The organism is Arenibacterium halophilum, assembly GCF_005938225.1.
GTDB classification, from domain to species: domain Bacteria; phylum Pseudomonadota; class Alphaproteobacteria; order Rhodobacterales; family Rhodobacteraceae; genus Arenibacterium; species Arenibacterium halophilum.
On record NZ_VCPC01000002.1, the window covers coordinates 193,864 to 208,206 of the forward strand.

Genomic DNA, 14,343 nt, shown 5'->3' on the forward strand with positions numbered 1-14,343 from the left:
AGAGGGGCACGCGCCTCTCTTGCCGCTTTGGCCCCCGCGTGGGCCCAACAAACTACCGACAGGCGACAGTTCAATGTTCGATTTGCAGGGCGACAGCCTGACAAAACGTTTCGGGTCCTTCACGGCCGTGCGCGATGTTTCCTTCGAGGTGCCAAGCGGGTCGTTTTTTTCGATCCTCGGGCCGTCGGGCTGTGGCAAGACCACGCTGATGCGGATGATCGCGGGGTTCGAGGAGCCGACCTCGGGCGATATCCGGATCAAGGGCACTTCGGTGGTTGGAACGCCGCCAAACAAGCGCAACGTCAAGATGGTGTTCCAGCATCTGGCGCTGTTTCCCATGATGAACATCGGCGAGAACATCGCCTATGGGCTGAAATGCCGGGGCGAGAACAAGGTCGATATCCGCCGCAAGGTGGGCGAGGTGCTTGACCGCATCGGCTTGCCGGGCGTCGAGGAAAAGCAGGTGTCGCAGCTGTCGGGCGGGCAGAAACAGCGGATCGCGATTGCGCGCTGCATGGTGCTGGAGCCCGACGTTCTGCTGCTGGACGAACCGCTGGGCGCGCTTGACCTGAAGCTGCGCGAGCACATGAAGATCGAGCTGAAGCAGTTGCAGCACCAGTTCGACACGACATTCCTTTACATCACCCACGACCAGTCCGAGGCGCTGGTGATGTCCGACAACGTGGCCGTGATGAAATCCGGCCGGTTCGAACAGATAGGCCCGCCGGAACAACTCTACCACGCGCCGCAAACCGCCTTTGTCGCGGGCTTCGTGGGCGACAGCAACCGGTTTGAGGGGCGGCTGTCCGCCCGCGCCGGCGATGAGGCCCGCGTGACGCTGGACGCCGGTGGCGAGATGGTCGCCCGGCTGGGGCAAGAGGGGCTGTCTGACGGCGCGGCGGTATCGGTGTTCGTCCGCCCCGAGGCGATTTCGGCCCATGCCACGCGCGGCGCGGCGGCGGCGGATATGGTGGCGGTTGAGGGGACGGTTGACAGCCTGTTGTTCAACGGCGCCAACAGCCGCCTGCTGGTCAAGCTGGACGATGGTACCCAGATCGAATCCAGCCACACCACTGGCGCTGGCGCTGGCGCGCGGTTCGCCCCCGGTGACCGGGTGACGCTGACATGGGCGGTGGCCGACGGGCTGTGCTTTGCCGCCGAAGGTGGCGCGTGATGGCGCGCTCGGACGCGGGCAAGCTCTCGCTCATCCTGTTGATGACGCCGTTCCTGATGTGGATCGTGCTACTGATCATCCTGCCGCAAATCGGCATCGGCTACCTGTCGTTTCAGGAAAAGGTCGGCCCCCGGCAATATGTCTTTGGCGTTGGCAACTACGTCGAGTTTCTAAGCGAACCGATCTATTGGAACACGCTGCTGCGTACGGCGTGGATGTCGATTTTGGTCACCATCCTGGCGCTGATGATCGGCTTTCCGGTGGCCTATTACATCGCCAAGATCGCGCGCAAACGCTCGCGCGCGGCGCTGTTCCTGCTGTGTTTGATCCCGCTGTGGGTGTCGGACCTTGTGCGCGCCTTCGGCTGGATCGTGCTGCTGCGCGAAACCGGCGTGATTTCCGGCGCGCTGCAATCCGTCGGGCTGATCGGCGGGCCGGTCGAACTGCTGTACAACGACATCACGGTGGTGATCGGGCTGGTCTATACGGTTGTGCTGTTCATGATCGTGCCGCTGGTGTCCACGTTGGAGGGCATGGATAATTCCCTGCTGGAAGCGGGGTACAACCTTGGCGGCACGCGATTCACCGTCTTCCGCATGATCGTGGTGCCCTATGCGATGCCCGGCATCGTCGCGGGCTGCATCATCGTGTTCATGCTGACGGCGGGCAGCTACCTGACGCCGATCCTGCTGGGCGGCAAGAACAGCATGTGGTTCACGGAACAGATCTATACCCAGTTCATCACCCGCTATAACTGGGAATCCGGGTCCACCTTTGGGGTTCTGCTGCTGCTGTTCACCTCTGCCGTGGTCTGGCTGGGCCTGCGGCTGACGGGGCAGAACCTTGCCTCGACCGTGGCGAAGGAGTGAGCTCATGAACGTCGCCGCCCCGCAATCCCGGTTCCTGCGCGCCACCTATTCCGGCTATCTGGTGCTGTTCTTCATCTACCTTGCCGCGCCGCTGGTGGCAGCCGGGGTCTTTGCCTTCAACGATTCCACCTTTTCGGCGCTGCCTTGGAAGGGCTTCACGCTGGATTGGTTCTTTGGCACCACCGACCCCAAGGTCGGCATGTTCCACGACCGCCGCCTGCTGCGCGGCATGGGCAATTCGCTGTATATCGGCGTGATCGTGGCGGCACTGTCCGTCGTTGTGGGCACCTGCAACGCCTTTCTGTTTGAACGCAAGGAATTCCCTTTCAAATCGGTGCTCTATATCCTGATGGTGCTGCCGCTGGTGATCCCCGGCGTGATCCTTGGCATCTCGATCCTTGTGTTCGCCAGCATGGTCGCCAATGGCGTGGAAAACGGCACGGGGATCGACCTTGGGTTCCTGCGCCCCGGGCTGTTCCTTGTCATCATCGGGCAGTTCTCGTTTCTGACCACCATCACCTCGCTGGTGATCGCGGCGCGGCTGCGCAAGTTCGACGTGGCGCTTGAGGAAGCGGCGCTGAACCTTGGCGCGACGCGGGTACGGGTGCTGGCGACGATCACGCTGCCCTATCTTGCCCCGGCGCTGTTTTCGGCCTTTATCGTCGGCTTCCTGATCTCGTTCGAGAACTTCAACACCACGCTGATGCTGGTGGGATCCGACGCGCCGCTGACGATCACCATGTATGACCGCATGGTCAAGGTCGGCTCGACCCCGGTGCTGAACGCGGTGTCGTTCTTCCTGATGGTCGGCTCGGGGCTGCTGGCGCTGATCAGCGTGCTGGCGCAACGCCAGCGCGCCGATGATTAGGGCGCTTAGGTCCGCACCCCGGCAAAGCGCGCCTGCCAGTCCTCGCGCTGATCGTCGGTGATCTTGGCGAACAGCACGTCGGGCACGGTGAATGCGTGGCCGGCGGGCAGGGCGGCAAGTGCCGCGTCGATGTCGCCGGGCCATTCCATATCCAGCGTGTTCATCGCCGAGAGCATCCGCGCGCTGGCCTCGGGGATGAACGGGGCAGACAGCACCGCGTAAAGCCGGATCAGGTTCAGACCCAGCCGCACCTGCATGGCCGCCTGTTCGGGGTTTTCCTTGAAGGTGGTCCAGGGTGCGGCGGCTTGCAGGTATTCGTTCCCGGCGGCCCAGATCGCGCGGAGTTCCTGCGCCGACTTGCGCACCTCCATCGCCTGCATGAAGCCCTCGTAGGCGCGCACGCGGGTTGTCAGCTCGGCCAGCAGCGCGGCCTCGGCCTCGCCTTGGGTCCCACCTTCGGGCACCACCTCGCCGAATTTCGAGCGGCAGAATTTCGTGATCCGGCTGACGAAGTTGCCCAGCACGTCGGCCAGGTCCTTGTTTACGGTGGCCTGGAAATTGTCCCATGTGAATTCGGCATCCGACGATTCCGGCGCATGGCTCAGCAGCCACCAGCGCCAGTAATCGGCGGGCAGGATATCCAGCGCCTGATCCATGAACACGCCGCGCCCGCGCGACGTGCTGAACTGGCCACCATCGTAGTTCAGGTAGTTGAACGACTTGATGTAATCGACCAGCTTCCACGGCTCTTTCGAGCCAAGGATCGTCACCGGGAAGGACAGCGTGTGGAAGGGCACGTTGTCCTTGCCCATGAACTGCACATAGGTCACGTCATCCGCGCCCTTGTCGGTGCGCCACCAGCGCGCCCAGTCGTCGCCCTTGCCCGCGTCGACCCATTCCTGCGCGCAGGCGATGTATTCGATGGGGGCGTCGAACCAGACATAGAACACCTTGCCCTCCATGCCGGGCCAGGGCGCGTCGCCCTTCATCACCGGCACGCCCCAATCCAGATCGCGGGTGATGCCGCGATCCTGCAAGCCGTCGCCATCGTTCAGCCATTTCTTGGCGATCGAGGTGGTCAGCACGGGCCAGCCCTCGCGGGTGTCGATCCACTGCTCCAGCTCGTCCTTCATCTGGCTTTGGGCAAGGTACAGATGCTTGGTTTCGCGCATCTCCAGATCGGTCGACCCCGAGATGGTGGAATGCGGGTTGATCAGGTCGACCGGGTCCAGCTGCTTGGTGCAGTTGTCGCACTGGTCGCCGCGCGCGCTGTCGAAGCCGCAGTTGGGGCAGGTGCCTTCTATGTAACGGTCGGGCAGGAACCGCCCATCGGCGTGGGAGTACATCTGCTTTTCCGACACTTCGCGGATCAGTCCGGCGTCGTCCAGACGGGCGGCGAAATGCTGGGTCAGCTTGCGGTTCTGCTCGGACGAGGACCGCCCGAAGTGATCGAACGACAGGCCAAAGCCATCCGCGATCCTGGCCTGAACCTCCCACATCTCGGCGCAATATTCGGCCACCGGCTTGCCCGCCTTGGCGGCGGCCAGTTCGGCGGGGGTGCCATGTTCGTCGGTGGCGCAGAGGAACAGCACCTCGTTGCCGCGTCCGCGCTGGTAGCGGGCGAACAGATCGGCCGGAAGCTGCGAGCCGACAAGATTGCCCAGATGCTTGATCCCGTTGATGTAGGGGATTGCCGAGGTGATCAGATAACGTGCCATGTCGCGCCCTTGCAGATTTGCGCCCTCATAGCGCAACCACCACGCAAGGGCCAGCATCGGAATGGGCGCTACCGCCGCGCCCGCAAACGAAAATGCCGCCCCCGAAGGGACGGCATCGCAACCTTGCGCCTGTGGGCGATCAGGCTTTCTTGCGGCGACGGCCGATCCAGCCCATGATGCCGAAGCCGGCAGCGGCCAGTGGCAGCGAGGCCGGGACCGGGACCTGCGAGGGCGAGTTGTATTCGACGACGTACTTCTGCAGCGTGGCGCCCGAGCCGTTGTCGTTCCACTGGTTGCCGGACCACCAGCCCTGAACATAGTCTTCGTTGCCGCCGTAGTTGTTCGGCTCGCCCGACGACCAGTTGGTGTAGCTGAACGCTTCGCCCGATGTCCACTCGAACGACCCTTCGGTGTTCTTGTCGTGCCCGCCGATCCATGCGGTGACATAGGTGCCACCATGCGAGGGCGACGAGGTGGTGAAGGCGTTGTTCACGCCGTCCAGGAACGATTGTTCCCCAGCCGAGGTGATCGACGCGAGATAGCCGTTCTGACCATTGAACGACATCGCCATTGCGGCGGCGTTGGCTTGTTCCCAGGTCAGGTTGACCCGTGCCCAGATCACTTCGTACCAGTGATCGTTGCCACCGCTTGCGGCGGTCCACTGTGTCGGCGCGGCCTGTGCAGCGCCCGCCAGCAGCGCGAGGGCGGCGGAGGCGTATAGTGCTTTTTTCATTGGTGTCCCCTTGGAGTGACTCGTTACCCGTTGAATCGTGAAAACGGTGACACAGCACTAATCGAAATGTGGCGAAAATAAAGCTATATTTTACAATAGTTTACCGTGCATTTACAGTGACGGCTCGTTCGGGGGGACTGTTGCTGTCCCGGCGACACTTTACCAATTCAGCGGTCGCGAGGTTTGTCTGTTTCTCGGCTGCGTCCGGTCAGCCGCCCGATCAGGAATGAGGTTCGTGGTGCATATTGATAGCGGGTGCGACGCTGGGCCGGTCGGGCACGCATCCGGGCCAGACCAAAGATGACCAGCCCGACATGGCCGATCGCGATCATGGTGAACATTGCCCCCGGTCCGTAGGATTTGATGAGTTCAGAGGCAAGGTAGGGTGCGGCGATGGCCCCCAGCGCGAAATAGAACATCAACGCGGCCGACAGCTCGACCCTCTCGCTGCTGCTGGCAAAGTCATGGGCATGGGCGGCGGCGACGGAATAGATTGGATAGGTGGTCAGACCAAAGATCATCGCTGCCGCCATGACGCCGAAGGTCCCGGTGCTGGAGATCCACATGGTCAGGCCGGAACTGGCCACTGCCGCGACCGACAACCAGATCAGCACCCAGCGGCGGTCGTATTTGTCGGCCAGCCATCCCACCGGGAATTGGGCCAATGCGCCGCCCAGAACGAAACAACCCAAAAACCAGCCTATCTGCCCTGCGTTCAGCCCCACCTCTTGCCCGTAGATCGGCCCGACCATGCGGAACGACGCCGAGGACAGCGCCGCCACGACCACCGCCGCGGCTGCAAGGGGCGAACGTTGCACCGCCAGACGCGGGCGCAGGCGCGGGGCATCGGGGGTTTCGGGCTGCGGATTGGTGGTCAGCGTCAGCGGCAGCAGGGCCGCGCAGCACAGGATCGCCAGCAGGTTGTAGGACACATAGCTGGCGGGCGTCAGGATGCCGATAATCAGCTGCGCCGCCAGCGCGCTGGTCATGTCGACCACGCGGTAAACGCCCATCGTGCGGCCGCGGGTCTCGTTCGTGACCTTGTCCTGCAACCACGCCTCGATCACCGTGTAGCACCCGGCAACGCACAGCCCCGACATGGTGCGCATCGCGATCCAGGCCAGCGGGTCGATCACCAACATATGCGCCATCAGCCCGATGGCCCCCGCCGCCGTAAAGGCGGCAAAGGCGCGCGAATGCCCGACGCTGCCCATCAGCCGGGGCGCCCACCAGCAGCCCACGAAGAAGCCAAGAAAATGCGCCGAGCCGAGCAGGCCGATCTGCGTGGTCGTGAACCCAAGTTCCAGACCCGAGAGCACATCCAGCGGCCCCACGCCCCCCGAAGACAGCTGCAGCAGCATGACCGACAGGAACAGGGCGGCGAAGGAGATCAGAAGACGCATGACGCCCCCTTCAAACCTGTGCCGCCCGGCGAGTGCTTGCGGGTTTTCGACGAAAACATGTCGCTCCCGGCGCTTTCTGCCCTTTGGATGTTATGCCTTCGCCGGGGTGGCGGTGCCTTCGATGCGGATCGGCTGGGTCGAGCCATCCTTGGCCTCGCCAAAGAAGATGGTCTGGTGTGGGAAGGGAATTTCGATCCCGCGTTCATCGAACACCCGCTTGAGGATGCCGTTATAGGCGCGGCCCGTGGCCCATTGCTTGCCCGGGATCGTCTTGATCCGTGCGCGCAGAACCACGGCGCTGTCGCCAAAGCTTTGCAGGCCGAACCATTCCAGGTCGCCGGTGATGGCCGCGCCCTGATCGGCGTCTTCGCGCAGCTCCTCGAAGCTGTCGACCATTGCGGCTTTCACTTCGTCCACGTTCTCGCGATAGGCCACGCCCATGTCGCAGACAAAGTACGAGAAATCGCGCGTGAAGTTCGACACCATGTCGACCGAGGAAAACGGGATCAGGTGGAAACAGCCCTGCACGTCGCGCAGGCTGACCGAACGGATCGTCAGCTTTTCCACCGTGCCGGTGGTGCCGCCCACGGTGATCACGTCGCCCACGTTGATCGCGTTCTCGAACTGGATGAAGATGCCGGTGATGATGTCCTGCACCATCTTCTGGGCGCCGAAACCGATGGCCAGGCCCAGCACCCCGGCCGAGGCCAGCAGCGGCCCGATATCCAGCCCGATTTCCGACAGGCAGAACATCAGCGCAAGGATGAAGATGGCGATGGTGCCCGCGTTGCGCAGCAGCGTCAGCAGCGTGGTTTCCCGCGCGGTGGCGATATTGCCGTAATCCGGGTTCAGGCGGTAATCGACCCAGCTGGTCATCGCCAGCCAGACACCATAGGCCACCAGAAGGATCCCGGCCAGCGAGATCAGCGACGAGGTGACGCGATAGCCCAGCTGGCTTTCCATCCAGTCACGCAGCGCGATCAGCCCGATCACATCCAGCGCGAACAGCACCACGATCAGCATGATGACAAAGCGCACAGCCATCAGCACGCGCGGCACCACGCGGTTCAGGCGCGGTTCAAGCAGGGGCAGCTTCAGGCTCAGATCCTGCGGCAGGCGCACGCCGCGCCCCACCATGCCCGACAGCAGGCCCGACAGCAGAGAGGCCAGGATGAGGGCAAGGATGATCTTGCCCGAGGCGATCAGCGCCGCAAAGGTCACATTGGGCGGCTGGGTCATGACAACGGCGAACATGCAGGCCAGATAGGCCAGCATGAACCAGTGCCAGTTCGCGGCCAGAGGGCGCAGGAATCCCCCGCGCCGGCGGGACTGTGTTTCCACGGCGTCAGGGCCGGTAAAGGCGGGGGCAAAGCCGGTTTCGGTGGCGACCTCGGCCTCGGTTTCGCGGCGGGCGTCCTCTTCGGCGGTGGCGGCCGGATCGGTCAGGCTCAGCTGCGCCATGATCCAGTCGGCGACGGCGGCGCGGTGACGGATTACCAGAACCACCAGATGCAGAAGCACGATCAGCGCCAGCAGGGCCGACACGGCGTTTCCGGCGGCAAAGCTGACACCCTGGTTGATGATCGGCACCACCAGAAGCTGGCCGTAGCCGATCACCGACACGATCACGTTGAAATTGCGTGCCAGTCGGCGCGCGGCCCGGTTCGACAGTGGCAGCACGCGCAGCCCCGCCGCGCTGGGCGACAGCATCGCGCGCATCGCGACCTTGAACATTTCCACCAGCAGGAAGGCGTTCAGATACATCGTCTGGCGAATGCCGATCTGGCCGAATTCCCCCACGACCAGCACGGTCACGGCATAGCCAATGGCCCAGGCCAGCATCACGACAACCGCGTCCATCGCGACCGAGCCAAGGAAGATCAGAACGGTGCGCACCGGCCCCGCGGCCTCGGCCCGGTGGCCCATGCGGCGATAGACCGGAATGGCGGCGCGTCGCAGGATCAGGAAGGTCGCGATGGTCAGCACGATCACCAGCCCCAGGTCCCACAGGGCGTCGCCAAGGATCGACAGTTCGTTGCCGCCCAGCCCGTTGAACACGGCGCCGGATGTGCCCATCGCCGCCCAGATCGTCGAGAGCTCGGCCACGGCGGTTTCGGCCACGTCCTGCGTTACCAGCGCGATGCGACGGCCCAGAGAGATATCGCTTTCGGTGTCGGCAACAGCTTCGGCCACTGTATCAGCGGGAATTTCAGCCGCGGCAGAGGTGCCTGCAAGCCCTTGTTCCAGCTCAGAAATCAGCTCTGCCCGGGCGGTGTCGTCCTTGAGGATCTCCAGCAGCGTCTGCAACCGGCCCGACGGTTCGCCTGCAGCAGATTCGCTGGTCTCGGGCTCTGCGCTGCCACCTGTGCCGGGCAGGATTTGTGCCGTGGCCCCGGACCCAAGGCCCAGTGACGCAAACAAAAGTGTGACAAGGGCAAGGGCGGCAAAAAGGTGGTGGCGCATGAGATCCGGTGCTGACTGTGTCTTTGGACGTACCGGCTATAGGCTAGTGTTTGGATTGGCAACGGCAAGGGCATCCACGCCCGTGCGACCGGTCGGCGGGGGTTCGCCCCGGCCGACCGCCTTGGCGCGGACAAGATCAAGCCCCCGGCGCGGGCCGGTCTGGGTGGCCTCCCATGCCATCGGCGGCTGCATCCGGGCGCGCCGCCGCTCCAGCCGCCAGCGCCGGGCGTCGCCCGCGTGGGCCGGGGCCATGTGCCAGCGGGTTTCCACCCCCGGCGCCCCGCCGTCACCCGGGGTCAGCAGCAGGCCCAGCGGCGGGGTGGCGGCATGGCGCGCGCCGGCCTCGGCCGCCAGATGCATCCGCCGCACCGCCGTCAGCCCCGGGGGGCCGGGCAGATCGGCCACCATCAGCGCCACCGCCCCGGCGCGCAACACCTCTTCCGCGCACCACAGCAGATCGGTGTCGCGGCGCGGGGCCACGAAGAGGAAGCGGGCCGGATCGGCAAAGGCCATCATCCCGTCGGGGTTGGGGGCGTCGGGCTGACGGTCGGGCGCGATCCAGATCACCGGGCCCTGCGTCAGCCCGGCCAGCCAGATCGCCAGCGTGCGCCGCGCCGGGCCGCAGGCCTCGTGCACGCGCATCAGCGACAGGCGCGCCTCGGCGCCCAAATGCAGCGCGGGCCCGGCGGGGTCGGGGGCGCTGTGCGACAGGGCGACAAGGCCGGGAAGGGGGGATCGATTCGCCATGGGTCATGGTGGCATGTTCGCTATTTGTTCTCAACCTGGGGGATGCGGTTTTGCAGTTGCCTTCGGCGGCGCGACAGGGATAGCCTTTGCGCTTATCCTCCATGCTGACGGTGCTGGCCCGTGGCACATCCGACGGGCAAGACTGAAATGGGCCGGACTGAAAGGACAAATCCAATGCAGATGAACCCGCTTGGCCGTACCGGCCTGACCGTTTCCGAACTGTGCCTTGGCACGATGACCTTCGGCAACCAGACCCCCGAGGCCGAGGGCCATGCCCAGATCGACCGCGCGCTGGCGGCGGGGATCAATTTCATCGACACCGCCGAGATGTATCCGGTGGCCCCGATCCGGGCCGAAACCGTGGGCCTGACCGAGCAGATCATCGGCAACTGGAACGCTGCCAACGCGGCGCGGCGGGGCGACTTCATTCTTGCGACGAAACATTCCGGCGAAGGGTCGCTGGCGCGTGGAGGTGAGCCGATCACGTCGGAGTCCATCCCGCGCACGATCGAAGGCTCGCTGAAGCGGTTGCAGACGGATTACATCGATCTTTACCAGTTTCACTGGCCCAATCGCGGCAGCTACATGTTCCGCAAGAACTGGGGCTATGACCCTTCGGGCCAGACGGCCGCCGACACGCGCGCCCATATCGAAGACGTGCTGGGCGCGCTGCAACGCGAGGTCGAGCGGGGCACGATCCGTCATTTCGGGCTGAGCAACGAAAGCGCCTGGGGCACCTCGCAGTTCCTGCGCGTGTCCGAAGATCGCGGCTGGCCCCGGGTGGCGACGATCCAGAACGAATATTCGCTGCTGTGCCGCCTATACGATACCGACTTGGCCGAGCTGAGCGTGAATGAAGACGTTGGTCTGATTGCGTTTTCGCCGCTGGCGGCGGGCTTCCTGACCGGCAAGTACCAGGGCGATGTGACGCCCGAAGGCTCGCGCCGCGAACGCACGGCGGATATGGGCGGGCGCGTCACCCCGCGCGTCTTCGACGCGGTCGAGGCCTATCTGGACATCGCGCGCCGCCACGGGATCGACCCGGTGCACATGGCGCTGGCCTGGTGCCGCACGCGGCCTTTCATGACCTCGGCCATTTTCGGCGCCACCACGATGCCGCAGCTGGAACAGGCGCTGGGGTCGGTCGAGGTGGTGCTGGGCGAAGAGGTGCTGAAAGAGATCGCCGCCGCGCATAAGGCGCATCCGATGCCCTACTAGGCTGGGGGCGGAGCCTCCGGCGGGAGTATTGGCGCCGAAAAGAAGCAGGGGCGCGGGATTTTCCGCGAATGTCGCGGCTGGACCCCAAGGCGGGTCGCATCCGGTTGCGCGTGACTGCGAATCGTGACTCCTTTGCGGCGCAAGAACAAGGAGACCTGCGATGCCCCTAGCGATGAACAAATCGGTTTTCATCACCTGTGCCGTGACCGGATCGGGGGGGACGCAGGACCGCAGCCCGCATGTGCCCCGTTCGCCCCAGCAGATCGCCGAGAGCGCGATCGCGGCGGCCAAGGCCGGGGCGGCAGTGGTGCATTGCCACGTGCGTGACCCGGAAACCGGCGCGCCGTCGCGGCGCTTGGATTTGTACCGGGAGGTGACGGATCGCATTCGCGACGCCGATGTTGACGTGGTGCTGAACCTGACAGCCGGGATGGGCGGCGACATGATCTTTGGTCCGACCGACAGCCCGCTGCCTTTGACCGAAGGCACCGACATGGTGGGCGCGGCCGAGCGGGTGGCCCATATCGCGGAATGCCTGCCCGAGATCTGCACGCTGGATTGCGGCACGATGAATTTCGCCGAGGCCGATTACGTGATGACCAACACGCCGGGAATGCTGACGGCGATGGGGCAGATGATGACCGACCTGGGCGTGAAGCCCGAGATCGAGGCCTTTGACACCGGGCATCTGTGGTACGCCAAGCACCTGGTGGAAAGCGGCGTGCTGGACGCGCCCGCGCTGTTGCAGCTTTGCATGGGCGTGCCGTGGGGCGCGCCGGACGATCTGAACACCTTCATGGCGATGGTGAACAACGTGCCGAAGGACTGGACCTTTTCGGCCTTCGCGCTGGGGCGCAACCAGATGGCCTATGTCGCGGCCAGCGTGCTGGCAGGCGGCAACGTGCGGGTCGGGCTGGAAGACAACCTGTGGTTGGACAAGGGCGTGCTGGCCGAGAACTGGCAGCTGGTCGAGCGCGCGCATGACATCATCGAGAACATGGGCGCGCGGGTCATTGGCCCGGCCGAGGTGCGTGAACAGCTGGGTCTGGTGAAACGGGCACCGAAGTGATTGCACGGGCGGCGGTTGGGGCGGTTCTGCTGGCGCTGGCGGGATGTATGCCCGGCGGCGGCGGATCGCCCTATCGCGACGCGGCGGCTCCGATTGCCGCGACCACCCGGTTCGAACCTGCCCGCATGGCGGGGCGGTGGGACGTGGTGGCGCTGTTTGCCGAAGGTGACGTGGCCGCCCCGCCGCCGGTTACCTATGCTTGGGATGCCGCGGCGGAGCATCTGGTGGTGGTGCCCGAGGCGGACGGCCCGCAGGCGCGGTTCGCTCCTCTGCGGGTGGTGGCGCCGGGGCGGCTGCGCCCGCTGGGGCGTGACGGCGTGGATGACGAAATCTGGGTGCTATGGAGCGATGCGGATTACCGCACCGTGGTGCTGAGCAATCGGGCGGGCAGCTTTGGACAGATCCTGAATCGGGGGGCGCTGGCGCCCGACCGGCTGGCCGCCGCGCGCGAGATACTGGATTGGTACGGGTTCGACTTGAGCCTGCTGCGGCAGGTGAACTAGGCGATCAAAAACACAACAGGAGACAGGGACATGAGCAAGGTGGCGGCCATCATCGGTGGCGGTGTGATCGGCGGCGGCTGGGCCGCGCGGTTTCTTCTGAACGGCTGGGATGTGCGGGTATTCGACCCGGACCCCCAGGCCGAGCGCAAGATCGGCGAGGTTCTGGCGAACGCACGCCACGCGCTGCCGGGGCTGTCGGATGTGGCGCTGCCCGAGGAAGGGCGGCTGAGCTTTCATGGCTCGATCGCCGAGGCGGTCGAGGGGGCCGCCTGGATTCAGGAGAGCGTGCCCGAACGGCTGGACCTGAAGCACAAGACATTCGCCGAGATTCAAGCGGCCTGCGGAGCGGATGCGTTCATCGGTTCGTCCACTTCGGGGTTCAAACCGAGCGAGCTGCAAGAAGGCGCGACCAATCCCGGGCAGATTTTCGTCGCCCATCCGTTCAACCCGGTCTACCTGCTGCCGCTGATCGAGATCGTGGCGACACCCGAGACCCCGACCGAACGGCTGGAAGAATTGCGCGCGCTACTGGTGGGGCTGGGGCTGTATCCGCTGATGGTGCGCAAGGAAATCGACGCCCATATCGCGGATCGCTTCCTTGAGGCTGTCTGGCGCGAGGCGCTGTGGCTGGTGAAGGATGGCGTGGCGACGACCGAAGAAATCGACAACGCGATCCGCTATGGATTCGGCATCCGCTGGGCGCAGATGGGTCTGTTTGAAACCTATCGCGTGGCCGGTGGCGAAGCCGGAATGAAGCATTTCATGGCCCAGTTCGGACCGGCGCTGAAATGGCCCTGGACCAAGCTGATGGATGTGCCCGAGTTCACCGACGAGCTGGTCGACCTGATCGCAGGGCAGTCGGACGAACAGTCGGGCGCCTATTCGATCCGCCAGCTGGAGCGCATTCGCGACGATAATCTGGTGGCGATGATGCGCGCGCTGAAGGCACAGGATTGGGGCGCCGGGGCACTGTTGAACGCCCATGACGCCACGCTGCGCGCGGGCACCGATCTGGACGGGCGCGCGGTGGACGGGTTGGCGCCGGGTGCCGTGGTGACGCTGCGCCGCGCGGTGCCGCCGGATTGGGCCGATTACAACGGCCACATGAACGAAGCGCGCTATCTGGATGCCTTCTGCGCTGCGACGGACCGGTTCATGGAGCTGGTGGGCTGTGACAGCGACTATATCGCGGCGGGGATGAGTTACTTCACGGCCGAGACCCATATTCGCCACCTGGGCGAGGTGCATCTGGGCCAGAAGATCGAGGTGCGCACGCAGATGTTGCTGGGCGAGGGCAAGAAGCTGCATCTGTATCACGAGATGCGTGCAGGCGAGGACCTTGTCGCGACGGGCGAGCATTTCCTGTTGCATGTCGATCTGTCCACGCGCCGCCCGTGTGACCCGGGCCCCGAGGTTGTGACGGGCCTTGCGCTGGTGGCAGCGGCCCAGTCCGATCTGACCTGGCCCGAGGGCGCGGGGCGGGCGATCCGGCGTCCGGGCTGAACGCGGGCCGTCGGTTTTGCGGCTGGTGGCAAGATTTTGAGCATTTGAGCCCAAAAGAAGGGGCGGGGTGTCCTG

12 protein-coding genes are annotated in these 14,343 nt (G+C 64.9%); 7 read left to right on the forward strand and 5 right to left on the reverse strand.

The window, feature by feature from the left end; genetic code table 11:
• Window positions 1–73: 73 nt before the first annotated feature.
• Genes FGK64_RS07775 through FGK64_RS07785 form a run of 3 tightly spaced genes read left to right on the forward strand, consistent with a single transcriptional unit; the run spans window position 74 to window position 2,911 of the window.
• Complete coding sequence (locus FGK64_RS07775; protein ID WP_138863249.1) at window positions 74–1,174, forward strand: ABC transporter ATP-binding protein; 1,101 nt, start codon at window positions 74–76, stop codon at window positions 1,172–1,174.
• Entirely contained in the window at window positions 1,174–2,043 is an 870-nt protein-coding gene (locus FGK64_RS07780; RefSeq protein WP_138863250.1) for an ABC transporter permease, read from the forward strand. The genes FGK64_RS07775 and FGK64_RS07780 overlap by 1 nt, the downstream gene beginning before the upstream one ends.
• Window positions 2,044–2,047: 4 nt before the next feature.
• Window positions 2,048–2,911: an ABC transporter permease gene (locus tag FGK64_RS07785; RefSeq protein WP_138863251.1), complete on the forward strand. Its 864-nt coding sequence runs from the start codon at window positions 2,048–2,050 to the stop codon at window positions 2,909–2,911.
• Between the two features lie 5 nt (window positions 2,912–2,916).
• On the opposite strand, the gene metG is transcribed toward FGK64_RS07785, so the two are convergent.
• The 5 genes from metG to FGK64_RS07810 form a co-directional block, all read right to left on the reverse strand.
• Window positions 2,917–4,629, reverse strand: coding sequence for a methionine--tRNA ligase (gene metG / locus FGK64_RS07790; protein WP_138863252.1), 1,713 nt, complete (start codon window positions 4,627–4,629; stop codon window positions 2,917–2,919).
• Window positions 4,630–4,768: 139 nt separating this feature from the next.
• Complete coding sequence (locus tag FGK64_RS07795; protein ID WP_138863253.1) at window positions 4,769–5,362, reverse strand: lectin-like protein; 594 nt, start codon at window positions 5,360–5,362, stop codon at window positions 4,769–4,771.
• A 167-nt stretch (window positions 5,363–5,529) separates the two neighbouring features.
• On the reverse strand, window positions 5,530–6,765 hold the full coding sequence (locus tag FGK64_RS07800) for an MFS transporter (protein ID WP_138863254.1): 1,236 nt from the start codon (window positions 6,763–6,765) through the stop codon (window positions 5,530–5,532).
• A gap of 90 nt (window positions 6,766–6,855) precedes the next feature.
• Window positions 6,856–9,228, reverse strand: a complete 2,373-nt coding sequence (locus FGK64_RS07805) for a mechanosensitive ion channel domain-containing protein (protein WP_138863255.1) — start codon at window positions 9,226–9,228, stop codon at window positions 6,856–6,858.
• A gap of 36 nt (window positions 9,229–9,264) precedes the next feature.
• The gene (locus tag FGK64_RS07810; RefSeq protein WP_138863256.1) at window positions 9,265–9,975 is read right to left on the reverse strand and encodes a hypothetical protein; all 711 of its coding nucleotides are present in this window, start codon (window positions 9,973–9,975) and stop codon (window positions 9,265–9,267) included.
• Window positions 9,976–10,149: 174 nt separating this feature from the next.
• Between FGK64_RS07810 and FGK64_RS07815 the strand changes: the two genes are divergently transcribed.
• From FGK64_RS07815 to FGK64_RS07830, 4 genes are all read left to right on the forward strand, one after another.
• Window positions 10,150–11,193 carry an aldo/keto reductase gene (locus tag FGK64_RS07815; RefSeq protein WP_138863257.1) on the forward strand — a complete coding sequence of 348 codons (1,044 nt, stop codon included), beginning with the start codon at window positions 10,150–10,152 and terminating at the stop codon, window positions 11,191–11,193.
• A gap of 160 nt (window positions 11,194–11,353) precedes the next feature.
• Window positions 11,354–12,262 carry a 3-dehydrocarnitine:acetyl-CoA trimethylamine transferase BcoG gene (bcoG, locus tag FGK64_RS07820; protein WP_138863258.1) on the forward strand — a complete coding sequence of 303 codons (909 nt, stop codon included), beginning with the start codon at window positions 11,354–11,356 and terminating at the stop codon, window positions 12,260–12,262.
• Entirely contained in the window at window positions 12,259–12,765 is a 507-nt protein-coding gene (locus FGK64_RS07825) for a lipocalin/fatty acid-binding family protein (protein WP_138863259.1), read from the forward strand. The genes bcoG and FGK64_RS07825 overlap by 4 nt, the downstream gene beginning before the upstream one ends.
• Window positions 12,766–12,795: 30 nt before the next feature.
• On the forward strand, window positions 12,796–14,268 hold the full coding sequence (locus tag FGK64_RS07830; RefSeq protein ID WP_138863260.1) for a carnitine 3-dehydrogenase: 1,473 nt from the start codon (window positions 12,796–12,798) through the stop codon (window positions 14,266–14,268).
• Window positions 14,269–14,343: the final 75 nt, after the last annotated feature.

Bases quoted from the DNA above. Each gene is read 5' to 3' on its own strand.
- FGK64_RS07775 (WP_138863249.1), top strand. From the start codon at position 74: ATGTTCGATTTGCAGGGCGACAGCCTGACAAAACGTTTCGGGTCCTTC.
- FGK64_RS07780 (WP_138863250.1), top strand. From the start codon at position 1,174: ATGGCGCGCTCGGACGCGGGCAAGCTCTCGCTCATCCTGTTGATGACG.
- FGK64_RS07785 (WP_138863251.1), top strand. From the start codon at position 2,048: ATGAACGTCGCCGCCCCGCAATCCCGGTTCCTGCGCGCCACCTATTCC.
- metG (WP_138863252.1), bottom strand. From the start codon at position 4,629: ATGGCACGTTATCTGATCACCTCGGCAATCCCCTACATCAACGGGATC.
- FGK64_RS07795 (WP_138863253.1), bottom strand. From the start codon at position 5,362: ATGAAAAAAGCACTATACGCCTCCGCCGCCCTCGCGCTGCTGGCGGGC.
- FGK64_RS07800 (WP_138863254.1), bottom strand. From the start codon at position 6,765: ATGCGTCTTCTGATCTCCTTCGCCGCCCTGTTCCTGTCGGTCATGCTG.
- FGK64_RS07805 (WP_138863255.1), bottom strand. From the start codon at position 9,228: ATGCGCCACCACCTTTTTGCCGCCCTTGCCCTTGTCACACTTTTGTTT.
- FGK64_RS07810 (WP_138863256.1), bottom strand. From the start codon at position 9,975: ATGGCGAATCGATCCCCCCTTCCCGGCCTTGTCGCCCTGTCGCACAGC.
- FGK64_RS07815 (WP_138863257.1), top strand. From the start codon at position 10,150: ATGCAGATGAACCCGCTTGGCCGTACCGGCCTGACCGTTTCCGAACTG.
- bcoG (WP_138863258.1), top strand. From the start codon at position 11,354: ATGCCCCTAGCGATGAACAAATCGGTTTTCATCACCTGTGCCGTGACC.
- FGK64_RS07830 (WP_138863260.1), top strand. From the start codon at position 12,796: ATGAGCAAGGTGGCGGCCATCATCGGTGGCGGTGTGATCGGCGGCGGC.